General features: G+C 38.8%; 14 protein-coding genes. 7 read left to right on the top strand and 7 right to left on the bottom strand.

Going from position 1 to position 21340, the window contains the following annotated elements; genetic code table 11:
- Positions 1-28 precede the first annotated feature (28 nt).
- Positions 29-658, top strand: a complete 630-nt coding sequence (locus D0T08_RS13075; RefSeq protein WP_116983103.1) for an OmpH family outer membrane protein — start codon at positions 29-31, stop codon at positions 656-658.
- A gap of 8 nt (positions 659-666) precedes the next feature.
- On the opposite strand, the gene D0T08_RS13070 is transcribed toward D0T08_RS13075, so the two are convergent.
- From D0T08_RS13070 to D0T08_RS13045, 6 genes are all read right to left on the bottom strand, one after another.
- Positions 667-2124, bottom strand: a complete 1458-nt coding sequence (locus D0T08_RS13070) for a serine hydrolase domain-containing protein (RefSeq protein ID WP_116983102.1) — start codon at positions 2122-2124, stop codon at positions 667-669.
- 138 nt (positions 2125-2262) lie between these two features.
- Positions 2263-3729: a UDP-N-acetylmuramoyl-L-alanyl-D-glutamate--2,6-diaminopimelate ligase gene (locus tag D0T08_RS13065; protein ID WP_116983101.1), complete on the bottom strand. Its 1467-nt coding sequence runs from the start codon at positions 3727-3729 to the stop codon at positions 2263-2265.
- A gap of 80 nt (positions 3730-3809) precedes the next feature.
- Positions 3810-4409 (bottom strand): transposase, encoded by a 600-nt coding sequence (locus D0T08_RS13060; protein ID WP_116983100.1) that lies wholly within the window; start codon positions 4407-4409, stop codon positions 3810-3812.
- A 2-nt stretch (positions 4410-4411) separates the two neighbouring features.
- Positions 4412-7189, bottom strand: coding sequence for a family 78 glycoside hydrolase catalytic domain (locus D0T08_RS13055; RefSeq protein ID WP_116983099.1), 2778 nt, complete (start codon positions 7187-7189; stop codon positions 4412-4414).
- Positions 7190-7219: 30 nt separating this feature from the next.
- The gene (locus D0T08_RS13050) at positions 7220-7993 is read right to left on the bottom strand and encodes a carboxypeptidase-like regulatory domain-containing protein (protein ID WP_116983098.1); all 774 of its coding nucleotides are present in this window, start codon (positions 7991-7993) and stop codon (positions 7220-7222) included.
- A complete protein-coding gene (locus D0T08_RS13045; RefSeq protein WP_116983097.1) occupies positions 7977-9296 on the bottom strand; it encodes a M14 family zinc carboxypeptidase in 1320 nt (439 codons plus the stop codon). Before D0T08_RS13045 ends, D0T08_RS13050 begins: the two co-directional genes overlap by 17 nt.
- Positions 9297-9469: 173 nt before the next feature.
- Here D0T08_RS13045 and D0T08_RS13040 point away from each other — a divergent pair, with 173 nt between their 5' ends.
- Positions 9470-10480 carry a hypothetical protein gene (locus D0T08_RS13040; protein WP_147322771.1) on the top strand — a complete coding sequence of 337 codons (1011 nt, stop codon included), beginning with the start codon at positions 9470-9472 and terminating at the stop codon, positions 10478-10480.
- Here the strand turns inward: D0T08_RS13040 and D0T08_RS13035 are convergent, their stop codons facing one another.
- Positions 10481-11860 carry a hypothetical protein gene (locus D0T08_RS13035; RefSeq protein WP_116983095.1) on the bottom strand — a complete coding sequence of 460 codons (1380 nt, stop codon included), beginning with the start codon at positions 11858-11860 and terminating at the stop codon, positions 10481-10483. It lies immediately after the preceding gene.
- 240 nt (positions 11861-12100) lie between these two features.
- Here D0T08_RS13035 and D0T08_RS13030 point away from each other — a divergent pair, with 240 nt between their 5' ends.
- The 5 genes from D0T08_RS13030 (at position 12101) to D0T08_RS13010 (ending at position 21338) form a co-directional block, all read left to right on the top strand.
- Positions 12101-12592 carry a hypothetical protein gene (locus D0T08_RS13030; protein ID WP_116983094.1) on the top strand — a complete coding sequence of 164 codons (492 nt, stop codon included), beginning with the start codon at positions 12101-12103 and terminating at the stop codon, positions 12590-12592.
- 168 nt (positions 12593-12760) lie between these two features.
- A complete protein-coding gene (murF, locus tag D0T08_RS13025; protein WP_116983093.1) occupies positions 12761-14059 on the top strand; it encodes a UDP-N-acetylmuramoyl-tripeptide--D-alanyl-D-alanine ligase in 1299 nt (432 codons plus the stop codon).
- 142 nt (positions 14060-14201) lie between these two features.
- On the top strand, positions 14202-16319 hold the full coding sequence (locus D0T08_RS13020; RefSeq protein ID WP_116983092.1) for a carboxy terminal-processing peptidase: 2118 nt from the start codon (positions 14202-14204) through the stop codon (positions 16317-16319).
- 214 nt (positions 16320-16533) lie between these two features.
- Positions 16534-19791, top strand: coding sequence for a TonB-dependent receptor (locus D0T08_RS13015; protein WP_116983091.1), 3258 nt, complete (start codon positions 16534-16536; stop codon positions 19789-19791).
- Between the two features lie 14 nt (positions 19792-19805).
- Positions 19806-21338 (top strand): RagB/SusD family nutrient uptake outer membrane protein, encoded by a 1533-nt coding sequence (locus tag D0T08_RS13010; protein WP_116983090.1) that lies wholly within the window; start codon positions 19806-19808, stop codon positions 21336-21338.
- The last annotated feature ends 2 nt before the right edge of the window (positions 21339-21340 follow it).

The following is a 21340-nucleotide window of genomic DNA, read 5'->3' as shown; positions in this document are numbered from 1 at the left end:
TTGATAAAAAATTACTTAAACCCTCCCAATGAAAAAGATATTTTTTGTTCTTGTTGCAGCGTTAATTAGTCAGGTCTCATTTGCTCAGCTCCCAAAAATCGGTTATGTGTATGATGATTACGTTACGATAAATCTGAAAGAAGTAAAGGATTTACAGAATGAAGTAGGCAGTAAAAGAGAAGAATTTGCGAAAGAATTGCAAACACGAAACCTGGCTTATCAGGAAAAATTCGCTGCTTATCAACAGTCATTGAAAGATATAACAGGCCTTACTACTGAATCATTAAATGCTTCACTAAAAGAAGTGCAAGACCTGAAAAAAGCGACAGAAGAATACCAAAGGACTGCTGAAGCAGCATTGGAGACGCTTATCCAAACGAAATACAAAGCTATTCGAGATAAAATGGAAGATGCTATTAAAAAAGTCGCTGCTGAAAAGGGTTATAAATTTGTTTTCAGAAGAAATGCAGATCCAAACAATAGAGAATCAACGCCTGTATTGTTATACGCCAATGATAATGACAGAGACAATCTTTCTGATGCTATTCTGATAAAACTTGGTAGCACACCTCCGCCAAAACAGGTAGCTGCTCCTGCAGCCTCAACAACTAATAAGCCTACACCAGCAGCCAAGAAGCCTGCACCTAAGAAACAATAAAATAATAGCTATTTCGTCTGTTGTTCAAGGAGTTTGAGTTGAGCTTCAGCATTACTATTCTTTGGATTTAACTCAAGGGAACGTCTGTACATTTGTATAGCCGTTTCTTTTTGTCCATATTTCACCAGAGCTTCTGCGTAGCTATCAAAAGCATTGGCAGATTCAGGATATTCTTCTGTGGTAAATTTCAGAAAAGCTACTGCATCTTTCAACCGATTGTGTTGCAGTAGGTGATAGCCCAGGTTATTCAGAAAAGACTCTGGTCTTGAAAACTCGTAGGAGGCTTTTTCAACTTTTAGCTGTTTATAAAGGGCTACTAATCCTTCTCCGCTACTCTTTTCTATCTGCTTAATCATGGCTATCTGCATCGACTTTATGAATGGTGCGGGCTGCTTGTTTTGTAAAATATTTACTATACCTGCAGTAATATTTTCCAGATTCCCTCGCTTATCCACTCGGGTATTATCAAAGATGATTACTGTAATTTTATCTTTAGAAAAGTGCAACATGCTTGATGAAAAGCCCTGAAGCCCGCCATTATGACCAATAATAGTATCTGCTTTGGTTTTTACGATATAAAGCCCATAGCCATAATTACCCAGATTAGGTGTAAACATCAATTCCCGATTTTCTTTTGCAAGTAATTTATCACCATACAAAGCCTTTTGCCATAAATATAAGTCTTGTGGCGTAGCATATAAACCTCCTGCCGCATAAGTTGCTGTTGCAGGATTAATATAGTCAGCATTCGTATACCCATCAAAACCATAAGCATATCCCGAAGCACGATTAAGTACTAATTGTTTTGGATTGTCCATACCCGTATTTTTCATTCCTGCCGGATTCAGTATTTTCTCCTGTATTACTTCTGCATAGGGCTTTTTGGTTAAGGTTTCTATGATTAATCCCAACAAGAAGTAACCTGTATTACAATATTCAAACTTGGTTCCAGGTTCAAATCTTAGGTGCCCAATGCAGTATTTTTTAGCAATTTCTTCCGGCGAATAATCATGCGTATTAATATCATTCATTGCATCAGCGCTTTCGGTGTAATTAGGTAAACCAGATTCATGTGTCAATAAATGATGAATTGTTATTTTATCCCCGTTTTCTTTAGGATACCAGGGAAGATAAGTAGTGATTTTCTCCTGAAGGCTTAATTTTCCCTCCTGCTCCAATTGCATAATGAGCATAGCTGTAAATTGCTTGGTAATGGAGCCAATCCGGAATTTTGTATCAGCATTGTTGGCGATACCCCACTCTTTATTGGCAAAGCCATAAGATTTCTGAAAGACAGTTTTATCATTTTGCACTACTAATACACTACCATTGAACAAATCATTATTTACATATTTCTCAATATATTGGTCAATTTCATTGGATTTATCTTGTGCATGGGATGTATTAAGAATAAATATAGCTGAGAGATAAAAACATACTTTAACAATTGATAGGCAAAGTTTCATAAAGAATGAGCGTTGATGATTCTATTTCATAATTTGCTTCGGAAACTTTATTTTTATCAAAAGGTTACAGCAAATTGTAAAATAAAAAACGGGATTTGATATAAATCAAACCCCGTTCAAAGCTCTTTATATTTTGAACTACTTTTTCCAGATTGTATCAAATGCTTCCTGTAGCACTTCCTTATCATCAAAATGGTGTTTCACACCCTTAATTTCCTGATAAGTCTCATGTCCTTTGCCTGCTACCAGAATAATATCTTGCGGGCGAGCTATTTTTACTGCCTCAAATATCGCCTGATGTCGGTCTTCAATGGTCTGTACTTTATTTACATAAATCATAGGTACACCGCTTTCCATTTGTCCAAGAATAGCGAATGGGTCTTCGTTTCTTGGATTATCAGAGGTCAGAATCACACGGTTGCTTAATTTACAGGCAATCTCAGCCATAATCGGGCGCTTGGTGGCATCTCTATTACCGCCACAACCTACTACGGTTATAATCTGTTGATTGCCGTCCTGTTGTAAATCTACTATCGTTTCCAGAACATTTTTCAGGGCGTCAGGCGTATGGGCGTAGTCTACAATACCCACAATATGGTTTTGTGAAACTACCTGTTCAAATCTACCTGCTGGGGGTTGAATATCCGATAACTGCATCAGTACTTCATCCGGATTCTCGCCTAATAAAACGGCGGCCCCATATACGCCAAGAAGATTATAAGCATTGAAAGCTCCAATCAGTTTAAACCATACCTCGCGGTTATCAATATCCATTTGCAAACCTAATAAGCCGCAAGCCAGGATTTTACCTTTGAAGCTGCCGATATTTCGTAAAGAATATGATTCTTTACGCGCTGCAGTATTCTGAATCATGATTTTGCCATTCTTATCATCGGTATTAACCAAGGCAAAAGCTGAAGCAGGCAACTGGTCGAAAAATCCTTTTTTAGCTCTGATATAATTATCAAAGGTCTCATGGAAATCAAGATGGTCGTGGGTGATATTAGTAAATATTCCCCCGGCAAAATGAAGTCCTGAGATACGTTCCTGCACTACTGAGTGTGAACTCACCTCCATAAAGCAATAACTAACTCCTTTTTGAACCATCTCATGTAATAGTTCATTGATTTTTACAGAATCAGGGGTAGTATGCGTAGAAGGAATAATATCATCATCAATCTGATTTTGGACTGTAGAAAGCAAACCGCAACGGTAACCCAGTTTTCTGAATAAACGGAAAAGTAAGGTAACTGAAGATGTTTTTCCATTAGTACCTGTTACCCCGACCAGCTTTAATTTCTTTGATGGATTTCCATAAAAATTGGCAGCTATCAAACCCATTGTGCGGGCAGAATTTTCCACTTGCAGATAGGTGATATTTTCACCCAATACCTCTGGTAAGCGTTCGCACAGAATAGTTGAGGCGCCTAAGTCAATGGCTTTTTCTATAAAATTATGTCCGTCAACCTGTGTGCCTCCAATGGCAACGAACAGGCTTCCTGCTTTAACCTGACGAGAATCGAAGACAATATTTTGGATTTCAATATCGGTTTTGCCTGATACTGCCTGTAAAGGAACTTTATATAGGATGTCGCTTAGGATCATAGGATGTAATTATTTGGTTATGCCTTTGGTAGGGGTTCAAAATTTTGAACCCCTACCGTTGAAATGTATTTGCAAAGATATTAGATATAAAATCTATCTTCCTTCCAATTAAGAGGATTATTAATGATATAATTGGAAATAGTCAGATAAGATTGTTCATTTCTGATTATGTGTTCATGGTAATTTCTTTGCCAGATTTTGTTTCCGTAAATAGAAATTTGAAGATATCCTTCTTTGGGCATTTTATTTTCGAGCACGAACTTTATTTTATCCCGATACCATTTAGTTACCCCAATTTTAAAACCTCTCACAATAGAACCTATTGAACGAGGGATAATTTTTTGATATTGGTTAATTTTCGGTATTTGTAATTCCCGTAGGGGTTCAAAATTTTGAACCCCTACATTTGTCGATTTTAATTCAATAATACCATGTAAATGATTCGGCATGATAACAAATTCATGTAAAATAGCATTTGGAAAATGCTCAGGTATCTCTAGCCAATATTTATTGACCGTTTCTCCTAATTCATTTAACACCATTTGCGTTTCGACGATTTCTCCAAAAAGACATAATTTATCGAGGGTGCAAATAGTAATAAAATACAAGCCCTCTCTTGAATAATCATAGCCTTGCAATCGAACCGAGCGACGATGATGTATTTCTGGATTGTAAGGCATCTCTATTCCACCGAAAACGAATAATTTCCACTTAAAACCTCAAAAATGGCTTTATCTTTATCTACTTTCACAAAGGTAATGCCCTGTATTTTAGCTTTTGGCGCTTTATTGCCTGTTAAAATTACTTTATCAGATTCTTTAATGATGGCATTGGTTTTACCAGATAGTGGCAATTGAATCTGGGCTGATGTATTAGCAGGAATAGATACTTTCAAAACCAATTTTGACCCTTGCAAATTCCAACCTGAGGCAATCGGGCCGTAGCTTGATTCATATTTACTCTCCACCCATTTCAAATCGCCCACAGGCATAGGGGCAATGATAAAATGCTTAAATGCAGCGCTCGTTGGGTCGAGTTTGATACCTGCCAGATAAGCATAAAACCATTCGCCAATTGAACCATAAGCAAAATGATTACGAGAATTCATACCCTCCGGTTTTTCGGTATCAGAGTTCCACAATTCCCACATGGTAGTAGCTCCCTTTTCAATCATGTATCCCCAACTTGGATAGGTCTTTTGGGTAGCTACTTTGTATGCCAATTCATGCTCTCCGGCAACGCTCAGACTTGGCAAAAGCATCTCTGTAGATAGGAATCCGGTAGTCAGGTGGTCATTTTTTGCTCGTACATTGGCTGCTATATTCTGTGCTACTGCCAGTCGGTCGGCAGGTTTAGTAATGCCTAAACTCAAAGGTATTAGGTTTGCGCCTTGTGTGCTGCCCTCATAGTTTTTGCCTTGTGGGTCAAAATATATTTGATTGTATTTATCTGCAACTTTTTGGGCTACATCAGCATATTTCTGCGCATCGGCGGTTTTGCCAATTACTTTTGCCATTTCGGCTAATAATTTATTTGAATAAAATTGATAGCTTCCGCCAATAGGTTTGGTAGGAGATGTCTCTACAGGTACCCAGTCGCCATAGCCATAGAAGTCTCCCGCCTCAAAATAATAGATGCCATCCTTCTTCGTGTTCGGGTGATTATTCATGTATTCCACCCAGTTTTTCATCGCCTCATAATTTTCTTCAATGATACGTTTATCGCCATAAAACTGATACATACGGTAAGGTACTATCACTATGGCATCTCCCCAGGCAGGTTTTGATGGACCACCTACGACAATCTTAGGATTTACATCATAGACATAACCTGATGAGTGCTGAGAATCAGCAATATCTCTTACCCATTTAGCAAAAAAGCCGTTCATCTGCATAATATAACTGGCAGTAGGCGCAAATATCTGTGCATCACCCATCCAACCTAAGCGCTCATCTCTTTGTGGACAATCAGTTGGCACGCTGTGCATATTGCCCCGTTGTCCCCAGGTGATATTTTTATAGATACTATTGAGTAAGTCGTTTGAGGTGGTGAAACTTCCTGAAAACGGCACATTGTTATGAATCACCTTTGCTACCAATGTGTTTTCATCCGGTTTTTTAGGTAGACCCTCAACCTCTACATAACGAAAACCATGATAGGTAAATTTAGGCTCCCACTCTTCTACGCCATAACCTTTCAGAATATACTTATCAATAGGTCGGATGCTTCTTAAATTGGCCTGGTCTACTAAGCCTTTATCTGTTAATAGTTCGGCAAATTTCATTTCAACTTCTTTCCCTGCTTTGCCTTCTACCTTCAGATGCGCAAAACCGACAAGGTTTTGTCCGAAATCAAATACATAATGTCCTTTACGAGGTTCAGTTATTTTAACAGCCTTTATTTCCTGCATTGCCTGAATCTGAGGTGCAACAGAGGCAATTAGCTTGGTATTTTTTGTGCTGAAAGTCTCAGCTTCATCATTTCTATTATCCTCTGGTTTTGGGCCGAATAAAGTAGTTTTGTTTTCAGCATTATCAAGGATACTCGCATTCACCCATTCTTTGCTGTATTCTAAACGTCCATCATAGACCTCACCATTATATAATGAATTAGATACGATAGGAGAGAGTCGGGTTTTCCAAGTGCCATCAGATATAACGGTTTGGCGAGAACCATCGTAAAACTCCAATTCCATCTGAAATAGCAAGCGGCAAGGGCCTTCGCTATAAGAAAATTTACCTCCGCCCCAACCTAAGCCACTGCTCCACCAGCCATTGCCCAAAGTAGCTGTGATAAAGTTTGTACCGATAGTCAGGTCTTCTCCATCAATTTCGTAGGTCTGGTAGTGAATCGTTTTCAGATAGTTTGTCCAACCGGGTGTTAATATATCTTTCCCAACTTTTTTACCATTAAATATTAGATGATATGCCCCTAAGCCTGTTACATAGATTCTGGCTCTAATAGCTCTTTTGGCTAGCTGAAATTCTTTTTGTAATTCAACAGCTTTAGGTGGCTTGCCTTCTGTTCCTTTTTTCCCAATCCAATGTGCCGACCAATCACTTATTTGCAAGAGACCCATTTCCCAGAAAGCAGGTTCGCTATACGTAGTAGCTTTGTTTTTTTCATTCCAGATTTTCACTTTCCAGAAATATCTTTTGCGTGATTCCAGCGCTTTTCCCGCATAATTCACCCATAAAGACTGGTCTGATTTTACCATGCCTGAGTTCCACAGGTTTCCGTTATCTTTTTTCAGGTTTTCTTCGGTATCTGCCACCAATATCTGATAAGCTATTTGTTTAGTACCACGGGTTGTTGAATTAATTTGCCACGATAAACGAGGTTTCTGGGTATCAAGACCCAAAGGGTTATCAAAATATTCGCACCGAAGTTTTTCGATGGTCTGGGCATAAGTGAAGTTAAATAATAGAATAGAGAAAAGGGAAAAAACGAGTTTTTTCATTGATATTGTAATAATAGGATTTTGTAAAGTTTAAAAACGGAATTTGCCTTTAAATTCTTCTAGACATCTGAACACCTCAAATGTTAAGTCGTAATCGTTGGCGGTGAGAACAAAATTGTTAGGCAAATTACAGAATTTCATGAAATCTTTTAGTTGTTGTCCTTTCAATTTGGTTACGTATGAGACATATTCGGCACTATAGCGGTATTCTACTAAAAGTTTACGAAGGTCTTCCTGTTTCATGGCCTCCAGTTTGCGTCGGGTTTTGCCCTCTTTGCTGAAAAGCTGATACAACCCATCAATTGAAATACCAATTCCGCCACCGGGCGAAGAAGTGTTGGTATTAATCAGATTAGAGATGTCTTTCCATTTCAATTTAGTAGAGGCTTCAGGGGCAGCTAACAAATCATCAATCTGTTGTCTGATGATTTCTATACGTCGGTCTTTTATGGTTACCTCCGGCAATACAATCGCATCTTGTGGAAGCTCAATAACAGGCTCTTTATTGACACCATCCCAGGCGATACCCGCATTTTTATAACCTACAGACGAAATTTTGATAGAATCGCCTTTTACAGCTTTTACCAGGAAATTCCCGTTTTCGCTTGTTTTGGTTATCTGTTTCGTGTTTTTATTGACAACTGTCGCCGATGGAATAGGCTGTTTTGTGGTTTTATCAATCGCCCGGCCTAATACATAAGACTGTTGAGCAAAAACACCAGAGTTTGCTAATAGTAGAAACAAGAAAAGGAAATAATACTTTCTCACACGGCTTTTACCGCGCATGCTATTTAATTTGTCCATTCACAATTACGTATTTAACTTCGTTGCCCTTTGTTAATACAAAGTTTGCTTTTTCGTCCAGGTTTAATTCTTTATCCTGAATGTCTTCTTTTGACAAAGTGTAGGTCTTTATTAATTCAGGAAAATAGGCCAGAGGTCTTACCCGTAGTCCGGTTGCATCAATTTCTTTGATACCCCAGAAGGTCGAAAGGTCGCCCATATCTTCAATAACGCTCTTGATGGTAAAACCCGTGGCATTTCTGGTATTTTTTTCAATCAGGTCAATTGCAATATCTTTAATCACTATTTTACCTTTATAATCAAACTCAGCATTACGAATCAATAGGTCGTATAAATAACGCTCATTATTAGGCAATGCTTCGTAAGTGGCTAATGTATAATGGGTATAAGACTTCTCGGCTATAGCCTGCAAACCCGTAAGAATAGCCACAAAATTCAGTTTTCTGATAAACTGTTTTTCCGTATCTTCTTTATATCCGCCTGATTCAATCAATATCAGACTGCTGCCCCATTTGGCCACATTATCGCCAAATGCACGAGGTTCATGCTCATCATTCCAACGTCCTAAATGACCTGGAATAAAGTTTTGCAAAGACTCACTCATCCGGCAGATTACCTGCATGGCACTTGTACGGGCAGGATTCCAGCTTCTCTCAAAATCAAACGACGTAGCTAAGAACGAAACCGTTGCCTGCTTGTCACTCCTCCCGGCACTATACCTTGTATTTTTATCATGCAGATTAAAAGAAAACTCCGGACTCAATTCATCCTGCAATTTTTTCAATAAAGCCCCCTCCGGTGTTTGGAACCGTAGGGCATCACGGTTCATGTCTATTTCAGTAGCCGTGCGCCTTTGGTAGCGCTCTGCTCCATCAGGGTTGAGCATGGGTACAAAATAGAGAGTAGTATTGGTCAATATACTTTCTCTTAATGCGTCAAAACCATCATTTTTTGCCTGAAAGAAGCGGAAAATATCTAATAAAGCCATGGTAGCCGTTGGTTCATCGCCGTGCATTTGCGACCATAACAATATCTTGGTTTTTCCGTTACCTAATTTTATCTGGTATAAATCTCTTTCTTCAAATGACTTCCCTACTACCTGTTTTTCAAACGGCAATTGCTTAATCAAAGGCACGAGGTCTTTGTGTTTGAAACGACGATGTGTAATGGCTGATTCTTTGTATTGAGCGTATTGAGCAAATAAATCTTTAGAAAAATCCTTCGTTTGGGCAAAACTTGACATACTGATTGATATAAAATAAGCTATTACGGCAAAGGTAAGGCGTTTGCGAAGAAGAACCATATAATTGGAATTTTATTGAGTACAAAGACAAAAATAGCTTTATTTCAGAAATAAACCCACCCTAAAATAAATAGCGTTATTAAAATCAATTTGTCACTTTGAAGAGTCGCGGCATATTTCTATTTTTGCAATTAACACTTAAATATACCCTATATAACAGACCTCTACCTTTTTTGAAATTTGCCGTTCAAATAGCGTTACGCTTTTTAATGCTATTCTTATGCTTGCACGCTAAAGCACAAGATGTGTCTATTAAAGTTCTTCAACAAGGAATCACCTATGCGGATTCTTCTTACTATGATATTATCCCTGTAGAAGACAAATTCTGGATTGGAGGCAAGTATGGTACGCTGAAATCTATTGATGCCGAGGGTAATCTTACCAATGTCTCTTACCCAAGCCAACAATTAGATATTTACAAGCTTGATAGATTTGATGAGAAAACTATTATTGCCTGCGGCGATAAAGGAATAATCTACAAACATAATTTAGAAACAAAAGTCTGGCAGACAATTAAAGTAAAAGGCTACGAAAATGCCTGTTTCTACAATATGGTGGTGGTAAGTGAATCTGAGATTTATATTTGTGGAGGTCGCTCGGCCATTGCTCATTCGAAAAAGACTGTTCCGAATGGATTTATACTGAAATCAGTTGATGGAGGAATTACCTGGAAAAAAATCTATTCCAATCCTTTCAAAATGGTTTGGTGTGTCAAGTACAATCCTTTTAATAAAAAGGTATATGCCTTGATGTACACGCCAAATAAAACCCATTTATACGAATTGGATGGAGAGAAATGGCAACGTAAAAACATGCTAGGCAATAGTATCTTCCACGAAATCCAGTTCCTGGATGCTGACAATTATGTAGTTACAGGTGGCTGGATGGGTAAGACAGGAAGAATTTATAGCAACAACAAGAAAAAAATCCTGCCAACATCAGGGCTTATCTGGGGAAGAGTAGAAGGTAATAAATATGATATTTATTCGGCTGGTAATGGACAGATAGTAGTGGATGATAAATCAGGCAATTATCAGGTGCATGGCGTAAAACTAAACAAAGCCTTTAATATCTACGAAACAGTTTTTACTTCTGATAATACAGCCATTGCTATTGGTAGCGCCCGGACTGTATTAATGATTACTATTGCCGACAAAGTGAAGTTGGTAATGAACCATCTTTAATTAAATCAATTGTATATACTTCTGAAAAGCTAAGGCGACTAACGCAGTTGTATAAGCATCAGAAGTAAAGAAAAGGGTTTTCCGCACCACTGTTCCCCCTGAAAAAAATACACCGCCCTGCCAGTAGGCCTCCTGATTTTCAAAATTCTTTTGAGAACGTAAATAAGCCATTGATTGAGTAATTAAAGCTGATGGAACATTCATCCCTGCTTCTTTCAGGTAAAGTAAACTTAACAATGCATAAGCCGTCGATTGTATTCTATCGTGATTGTTTACTTTTTTATCGCTTTTATAACTTCCGTCTGATTGCTGGGTTTTAGTCAGGTTATCTAAGAGATATTGTCCTGTTTTTGCTAAAGCAGTATCACCAGCTGCAAATGCCCTGCTTACAGCATAATGAAAATGAAAGCGATTTGGGTAATAAATGCCCATACGTGCCCACCGGCCTCTTTTGGCATGTTTTTCAATCAATTGATGTGCGGCATCGCTGCCCTTACTCTTTTGAGTCAATCCGCTTTTGGCAAGGTAAGTGAGTACATTGGCATTTACTACCACATCAACATCATTTGTGCCCCAAGGAATATAAGGTGTATAGGCATGTGGAAAACAAACGCTGTAAGGAATATAGAAAGTAAGGTTATGCCATACGGCTTTGGTAATGTTCCAGTTGTCAAATGCATCTTCCTCACCTAACCATGTCAGATAAGCCCCTGAGTTTTTGAAGCCATGAAAAAGATAATTATACCAATGTCTGTTTTTACGGTCTTTATCAAGATACCTGTCAAATAAGGCAGGCTTGGCAGTTTTCAGAGAATCAACGCCAAATATCTTTTTATGATACCAAATCGCCAGATTTCCCATCGAGGTATCGTCGGCATCGTTTTCTACGTTGGCGGCTTTGTTGATAAATCTGTTTTTAAGCGTAAAGGTAGTGGGGCGTCTTACCAATGGTACAGGGTCTGGCTCTAAACCTAACAGCAAATCCCGATTGGGTGGCAATTGTTTCCAGAAATTAAATCTGACTCCGCTAGAATAGCTTAAAACTTCGGGGAAAACTTTTTGCAGCATAGGCAGAATCATTTTCTTAGAAGTATCTGCCAGGTACATTTCAGCTAGAATATTATGAATACCTGCCATTGTAAAGCAGTTGGAATCCCGAAAATTGCTTTTTGAACCTAATAATAAGATGGAGCCTTCCATGCGCATATGCGCCTCCCATTCTCCTGCATATTGTTTCCCATTAATGGTTTGTGTGCATTGTCTGGCATTCAGGTATCGTAAACCTGCTTCAATATCTGCCTGAATTGAATCGGTTGGGATACGCTGGGAAAATGAATGGGAATAAATAAAAAACAGGAGAAAGAATACTTTATAATACATATAGTGACGGCAACTAGGAAACGAAGAACAAAAATAGGCATTTTAAAATTGTATAATAATTTTCAAATCGTTAAAATTCGGCAGAATTTTATGAGTTCGCTCCAAAAGCTTGCGATTGGTTCATTTCTAAAATTATATGAAGAGACGATTTGAAAAATCGTTATACACATTTCCAACTACTTCACCCAAAAAAGAATCTTTATTTAAAATACACATTTACTATTATTTACACATGCAATTATGAAGAACATCAGACAGAAAATCCACCTGTTGGCCTGTTTAACACTTATAATAGGCATGGCGGCTTGCAAATCAAAAGCAACTGACCCATCACCCAATGAAGTGGCTTTTCAGGTAAGTGAAGCAGAGTATAATAGATTATTGAGCGCACGTAACAGCGCTCCGCGCCATTTTGAAATAAAAGACATCAAACGTGAAAATGATATTTTAAAAATATGGGTTGTTGGTGGAAGCTGTGACAAAAACAGATATAAAGTAGTGTGGGATGGTATTATGCGTAAATCTTATCCAGTCACGGTTTTTCTGATAATTAGTTTGGAGAAAGGAACCGGAAATGAATGTGATGCTATACGGGAATATGTGCTCGAAATAGATTTAAAAGAAAAATTCGGAGAGATTTATGATACGCATGACCTTCATATCTTACTTTCTAATGGTTCAAAGATATTTGATAGGGTAATAGACCCTGATGGCATAGTAACTAATAAGTAACATCATGTTTTTTTGTTAATAGAACAAGAGTCTCCGAATTTTCGGAGGCTTTTTGTTTTTATAGCGCTACGAGGTTGAATAAAAGGGTAATTCTTTAAGCAGTTTCTTCAAGTTTCCCATTAAATTTACCGCAAAAAACAATCCTGAAATTATACCAGATAGAAAACAATGTCAATAGCTGAAATATACGAGAAGTTTAAGACCTGTACAGGTGTTTCTACAGATACACGTAAAATAGATGAAGGAGTGATGTTTTTTGCACTCAAAGGCGATAAATTCAATGCCAACGAGTTTGCCAAAGAAGCACTCGAAAAAGGAGCAAAATATGTAGTAATTGATGAAAAAGAATATGCTACCGACCCTGCCTGTATTCTGGTGAATGATGTGCTTTATACTTTGCAGAAACTGGCAAACTATCATCGTCAGCAATTTAATATCCCTTTTATTGGTCTTACAGGCTCTAATGGCAAGACTACTTCTAAGGAACTGGTAGCAGCTGTTTTATCAAAAAAATATAATACTTATTATACTAAGGGTAATCTGAATAATCATATTGGGGTGCCGCTTACTTTGCTGGGTCTTGATGAAAGTTATAAGATAGCCGTAGTAGAAATGGGCGCTAATCATCAGGGAGAAATCAGAGATTTATGTAATATTTGCGAACCTACACATGGCTTTATTACCAATGTAGGTAAAGCACATCTGGAGGGCTTTGGAGGTGTAGAAGGCGTGAAAAAAGGTAAAGGGGAATTATATGATTTTTTAGTGAAATCGGGTGGGACGGTTTTCTTAAACGCTAGGAACGAAGCACTGGTTGGGATGGCGCAAAGTCGGAAATTCAATCAAACTATAGACTATCTGAAAGACAATAAAATTGTATTAGTTAAAGATTCGCCCGTAGTTATTTTTTCTACACAAGAGCCGCATCGTGACCCACAAACTTATACAACTAATTTGCCCGGTTGGTATAATTTTGAAAATATTGCGGCTGCTCTGGCTATCGGTAATTTCTTTGGTGTTTCGATTACAGATGCTTCGGAAGCGGTTAGTGCATATAATCCAGACAATAACCGCTCGCAGATTATTCAAAAAGGGACTAACAGTATTTTGCTAGATGCCTATAATGCTAATCCATCTTCGATGTCGGCAGCGATTCAGAACTTTATTAACCTGAAAACTGATAAAGAAAAAGTCGTGATTTTAGGCGATATGTTAGAGTTGGGAGACGAAGCTCCTGCCGAGCATAAAGCCATTGGCGAACTGGTAGCTAAAGGCGATTTTGCCCTTGTAGTTTTAGCCGGAAAACTGATGGCGTCAGCCCTTGAACCGCTTCCTCAAGCCTATTATTTCCCTGATAAATTTTCGTTGCATAACTGGTTATTAGACAAGCAGATACAAAATTCTTTTATATTGATAAAGGGCTCGCGTGGCATGGGACTTGAGAGTACCTTACAATGTTTCCCATAAGCGTTTATACTTAAAAATTTCCTTTTATCATTTTTCGTTAACAAATGGAAATTTATTCGTTAAATTTTCGTTATAAGTTGGATTGATTTTTGAGTCAGGAAAACTTAATAAAACTTTAACTTAACCGAAGAAGATTAAATCTATGAGAAAGCCGCATATATTATCTTTAGCTCTCTTAGGGGGTATCGTTGGTGCTGTATTTGTTGCAGCCATGCCATTGAACGATGACCCACCAACCAAAAACGAAACCATCATACGATATGTAGGTGCCATGCTTGAACAAGGGCACTATAGTCCGAAAAAAATTGACGACCAATTCTCTAAGGAAATATTTACAGAATATCTGAAACGAGTAGACCCAAGCAAAAGGGTGCTATTGGAAAAAGATATCAGCAAGCTTCGTAAATACGAAACCAAGATTGACGATGAGGTACATGGCGCATCTTTGGATTTCTTCAAAGCCTTAGACGAAATTTACAAAGTACGTTTGGTAGAAGCCGATGAAATCTATAAAGAACTGATTAACAAACCGTTTACGTTCGATAAAGACGAAAACATTGAGTTAGATTGGGACAAAATCGATTTTGCTACCAGCGAGAATGACAGAAAAGACCGATGGAGAAAATATCTGAAATGGCAGGTATTGCAAGGCTATAATGATTTGCTTGAACAACAAGTAAAGAATAAAGATAAAAAAGATTTTGTAGCTAAAAGCAACGAAACCTTAGAGCAGGAAGCCCGTGCGAAAGTGAAAAAGGCGATGGACAAGTATTTCGACCGTCTGAAAAACAAATTTGATGAGAACGAAAGATTTGCCGTATTGGTAAATACCATTACGAATCAGATGGACCCGCATACTGATTTCTTCCCGCCGGTAGAAAAACGCTCTTTTGATGAAAAACTAAGCGGTCGTTTCTTCGGAATTGGTGCTTTGTTGATGCAGGAAGACGATAAAATAAAAATCAGAAGCGTATCTGCCGGAGGGCCAGCCTGGAAATCTGGTGAGATTCAAGCCAATGATATTATCTTAAAAGTAGCACAGGGTTCGGGTGAGCCGGAAGATATTACAGGTTTCACGACTGATGATGCCGTGAAAGTGATTCGTGGAGCAGAAGGCTCAGAAGTGAGATTGACTATTCAGAAACCTGATGGTACACAAAAAGTAGTACCAATCATCCGTGCGGAATTGAAACTGGATGAAACCTTTGCCAGAAGCGTTGTTATTAATTCAGGCAAACATAAAATTGGTTTGATTGATTTGCCAGCATTCTATGCAGATTTCAATCGTCCGCAAGCCGCTCGTTGTTCAAAAGACGTAGCGAAAGAAGTGGAGAAACTAAAAGCAGAGGGAGTAGAGGGTATCATTCTGGATATTCGTGATAATGGAGGTGGAAGCTTGCAGGAGGTAGTAAACATGGTAGGTTTGTTTATCAAAACCGGTCCTGTGGTTCAAATCCGTGACCGTTCTGGTCGTCCGTCGCAAATGGGAGACAATGACCCATCTGTTTTGTATGATGGTCCATTAGCAGTATTGGTAAACGAACGTAGTGCCTCTGCTTCTGAAATTTTTGCTTCGGCTATTCAGGATTATAGACGTGGTATAGTAATCGGATCTTCATCGACCTTTGGTAAAGGTACTGTACAAAGAGCTTTCCCGGTTGGCGGACAAGGTAATGGCAGTGGCGCCGGAGATTTAGGTGCAGTGCATTTAACTTTACAAAAATACTATCGTATCAATGGTGGTGCTACCCAATTGAAAGGAGTAGAGTCTGACATCGTATTGACAGGTTTGTATGAAGCCTACAAAATGCGTGAGAAAGATTCTCCGACAGCCTTGATCTGGGACGAAATGCCTAAAGCCAGCTATCAGACCTGGCAGGCGGCTCCGGATGTAGCTTTATTACAACAAAAAAGCAAAAACCGTCTGGCTTCTGATAATGTTTTCAAAGCTATTGAAGACAATACAAATATTCTGGCCGATAACCGTAAAACTTCACGCTCTTTAGAACTGGCAAAATACAAAGTACAATTGAAAGAAATGAAAGATGTTTCGAATAAAGTACGTGACCTGACGAAACTGAAAGACGATTTATCAGTATCGAATCTGCCAGTAGATTTAACGGTTATTAATTCAGATACTTTGAAAAAAGACCGCAATGATTTCTGGGTGAAGTATCTTAAAAAAGACGTATACCTGAATGAATCTATAAACGTAATGGATGATATGATTCAGCAAAAAGGGATGGCGGTTAAAAATTAAGTCAGTTCCATCTTAATAAATACAGTACTCCATAACACTAAATATAGAGCAAGAGGCTACCTGTAAAGGCAGCCTCTTTTTTTATTTATAACAAATCTAGGTACGTTTCTACTTTCTCATTTCATATCTGCTTGTTAACAATTACATTACATGGTGGTGATTTAGTGTTAATATTCGCTGACTTCTTTTGCGGAAAATTTCTAAAACTAATCACATGAGCAAACAAGTATTCACATCAATTTTTAAAACGTTAGCATGCTTTTTACTGCTTGGATGCTATACGTTACCTGCGGCTGCGCAAAGCCGTCAGGTCAGAGGGAAAGTCACGGAGAAGGAGACAGGCGAGCCGTTGCCGGGAGCTTCGGTTCAGGTAAAAGGAACATCGGCAGCAGCGCTGACCGATGCAAAGGGAGAGTTTGTATTGTCTGTTTCAGCAGATGCAACTGCGCTTGTTATATCATTTATTGGTTTCAAAGTAGCAGAGGTGCCTGTTAGTGCCAATATAAACGTAGCATTGGAAGCTGATGCCCGTTCACTACAAGAAGTAGTAGTAGTTGGTTATCAAACCATGCGTAAAAGTGATATCACAGGCGCTATTGCCAGTGTAAAAGCGAGTGAGTTGAACCTTAGTACCCCAACTGTTGGGCAGGCTTTAGTAGGTAAAGTAGCAGGTGTACAAATTTCGCAGGTAAGTGGTGCACCATATGGCACTACAAAAATCCGCGTGCGCGGTACAAGTTCTATCAATGCGAGTTCAGATCCATTATACGTAATTGATGGGTATCCGGCTAATGGTGATTTGTTCCTGAATATGGAAGATATCGAATCGGTTGAAATTTTGAAAGATGCTGCTTCGGCAGCTATTTATGGTTCAAGAGCCTCTGGTGGTGTGGTTTTGATTACAACCAAAAGAGGAAAAGAAGGAAAAACCATGATAACCTACGATTACCAGTTTGGTATCAACCAGTTGGCTCGTAAAGTTGATGTATTGAATGCACAACAATTCTTTGATTTGTTTGTAGATGCGCACAACAAGACTTACAAAGACCTGATGATTTCGCAAGGTAAAGTATGGTCAGACGAATATGTAAAGGATAACAATACGGTTCGTACAACCCGTACTAACAACGTAAATGCGAATACCATCAGAATTCCTGAGTATATGTATGATTTTGCCACAGGAACTATCAAAAAACCTGAGTATGACACCGATTGGCAGGATGAACTGTATCGTAATGCAGGAAACCACAGACATAACTTATCAATTGCAGGTGGACGTACAGGTGTGCGATATGCTGTTTCGGGAGGTTATCAGAATCAGGATGGTATTATGTTGAATACCGACATGACGAAATACAATTTGCGTTCGAATATTGATTTAGATGTTTCAAAAAGAATAACTATTGGCGCTAATCTGGCTTATACAGATACCAAAAGCAATGAAGTAACCGAGGGACGTTTCCACCAAAGCCCGGTAATGGCAGCTTTGATTTATTTGCCTTTTATGAAACCCTATAACACTGATGGTACGTTGTCGCAATACGAAATGTCTTCACAATCAAGTGATTATGCTTTTCAGAGTGACATCGAAAACCCGATGGCCTATACACAATTAGTGAAGAACTTCCGTAAAACCACAAGATCGACTTATAATGTTTACGGACAGTACAAAATCATGGATGCTTTGACAGCTAAATTGTCATTTGGTACTTATAACTTCACCAACAACTGGGAATATTATCGTCCGACAAGTATTACCTCAGGCGTGAATGCTCCTTTCTCGCCTCAGGCAATTACGGCAGCTAATGCGCAGAATACCCGTACAGATGAAAGAGATTATCTGACTGAATTTACATTGAACTATAATAAAAGATTAAAAGATTTCAATCTGAGTGGTGTATTGGGGGCTTCTTCTCAATCGCATTTGACTGATGTAATTAATGTAACAGCCAATGGATTTACGGATGATAAAGTGCCATTTATAACTGGTGGTGGTTCAGACCCTGCCAACTTTACCAGAGGTGGTGGTACAGGTATTACACAATATGCGATGGCGTCAGGCTTCGGGCGTTTTAATGCCAATTATCTGAATCGTTATCATATTACCGCTTCATTCCGTGGTGATGGCTCTTCATTATTTGGTCCTAAAAACCGTTGGGCGTATTTCCCGTCTATTTCCGGTGGATGGACAATTTCTGATGAGTCATTCTACAAAAATATGTTAGGAGAAAGGTCTTCATTGAAATTCCGTGCCAGCTGGGGCGTGAGCGGAAACAATAGTATTGGTGCTTACAATTTCCAGCAAGTGGTAGGTAAGTCGGGTGTCGTTATTGGAAATACTGTGCAAACAGCCATGTATCCGGGTGCTTTCCGTGATGATAAATTGGGTTGGGAATCAACTTCGCAAACTAATATTGGTCTTGATTTAGCCTTATTCAACAATCGTCTACAGGTAATTGCTAACTACTACGATAGTTATACTTATAGCCTATTGTTCTCAAAATCTATTACGGCGGTGTCAGGTTCTACTACGATGTTGACCAACTTACCTGATTCAAAAATCAATAACCGTGGTTTCGATTTACAGTTAGACGGAATTATATTATCATCTAAAGATTATGAATTGCGTGCCAGTGGAAATATCTCAGTAAACCGTAACAAAGTACTTGACTTAGGTGGTGCTTCTACCATTCTTACCAGAGGTGCTGAGCGTGGTTATGATACCCATATTACGATGGAAGGCCAACCGGTGGGTATGTTCTACGGATTTAAAGTGATAGGTATGGTGAAAACGCAGGAAGAGGCTAACGCTATTAATAATGCCCCTGATGCAAATGATGATATCCCGGCACGTTCGGCAGCACAAAGTACCAAAATCCAGCCGGGTGACTTGTTGTTTCAGGATACAAACAAAGATGGTATTGTGAATGACCTTGATAAAACAATCATTGGCAATCCTTATCCAGATTTCATTTATGCGTTCAACCTTTCTGGGCGCTATAAAAACCTTGATCTTTCAGTATCTGCCAATGGTACACAGGGCAATATGGTGCTTGACGGTCAGAACTACTACAACCTAAATATGGAAGGCTCGGGTAACCAATATGCTATTGTTGACGAACGTTTCCGTACCCCAGAAAATCCAGGAAGTGGCTTAATTTACCGTGCGGCACGTGGGGGTACACAAAGTAACAGTACACGTCTGTCGACATTCTATCTGAATGATGGTTCGTTCTTGAGAATTACCAACATCACTCTTGGCTACAACTGGAATACAGCGGCGGTTACAAACAACAAAATTTCAAATGTACGTATCTACGTTTCATCTGATAACGTGTTTACATTCCAGAAATACAGAGGATATAATCCTGAGGTAGATTATAACAACGGGTCAAACTTAACTCCGGGTGTAGATTATGGTAAATATCCATTGATGAGATCGTTTAATGCCGGATTAAAAGTACAATTCTAAAACAAACCTGAATCATGAAAAAAATTAGTTTGATATTTATATTCATTGCGCTAGTGTCATCTTCATGTGAAGATTACCTGCAGATAGAGAACCCAAACGCCATTACCAGTGATAAGTTTTTCTCTTCAGAAACAGATGTTCAAAAAGCGGTAGCGGGTGTATATAATGCTATCCGTAGCAATAGTGCACTAGGAGAAGGCAGCGATTTGTACAGCGAAGAACGTTCTGATAACGCAGGCCGTACAGACAACCAGTCGTCGGCAGGTACTCCTTTCCAGTTCACCAACTTTACTTTGGTGCCTACCAATCCTGAAATGACAGGCCACTGGAATGCCCTATACACTATAGTATCGCGTGCCAACTATGTATTGTCAAATATCGACAATCCGGCAGTTAAATTCACAGATGAGAAGAATCGTGCTATCTATAAATCGGAGGCGCTTTTCCTTCGTGCATTAGCTTATTTCCATTTAGTGCGTAAATGGGGAGATGTACCGATGGTAACTAAATTCGTGACTTCGTATGACGAAATCGTAGCCAGCACATTCAGAGTAGAAAAAGGATTGGTTTACAAACAAATCACTGAAGATTTAACGGCTGCATTAAATTCAGACTTGCCGAATATTCAGAATGCAGGAAATAAAGGTCGTACCTGTAAAGCTGCTATCAATGGTTTATTGGGACAGGTTTATTTGACTATGGGATCGATTTTACCTACTGAAAAACCAGCGAACTTTGCGAAAGCTAAACAATATTTAGAAGCTTGTTATGGCATGAGAACTTTTGGCCAATTATCAGAGATTCCTTACGCTGATGTATTTGATGTAGCGAAAAAGAGTACGAATCCTGAAATTATTTTCCAGATTGTATACAGACAAGGAGACCAGAACTATGCCTCAGGTTTGGCGTATCGTAATCAGTCGATTGGTGAGACGATTAACTCTAAGAGACCATCAACAGGTCGTGGATTTTTTATTAATCCTGATGTAGTGAACGAATATGAAGCAGGAGACATCAGAAAAGATTTCTCGGTGAAATATGCAGATCATGCCAGTGCAAAAGCATGGTTTATTACTAAATACCGTGATGTAAGCGAGGCTGCTGCTGCCAATGGTTGGGGTGGTAATGATTTTATTCTGATGAGATATGCAGATATCGTGTTAATGCTTGCTGAAGTAAATGAAAAATTAGGAAATACGACAGAAGCAATCGGCTATTTGAATCAGGCACGTAAGCGTGCAGGTTTGCCTGACTATGCAGTATCTGATGCTGACCCAGCCTATCACGCCAAATACCCTACTTTGAAACTAGCTATTCTTCACGAACGCAGATCGGAGCTGGCTTTTGAAAACCACCGTCTATTTGATTTGCTCCGTGCCTTTGGTGATAATGCTCAGGGATTTGTGGATTATTTCAAAAGTAAAAATCAGGCTGACTATGGTATTTCTGATTTGAAAAACGTATCAACCAAAGATATTTATTTCCCGATTCCGTTTGACGAGCAGAAATTGGATCCTGTAAAAATGTATCAGAATCCAGGCTATTGATT

Origin of the sequence: Emticicia sp. C21, from assembly GCF_003418935.1 — a bacterium.
Classification (GTDB): domain Bacteria; phylum Bacteroidota; class Bacteroidia; order Cytophagales; family Spirosomataceae; genus Emticicia.
Note: the sequence above shows the minus strand (reverse complement) of the source record. Positions and strands in the feature narration are given on the sequence as shown.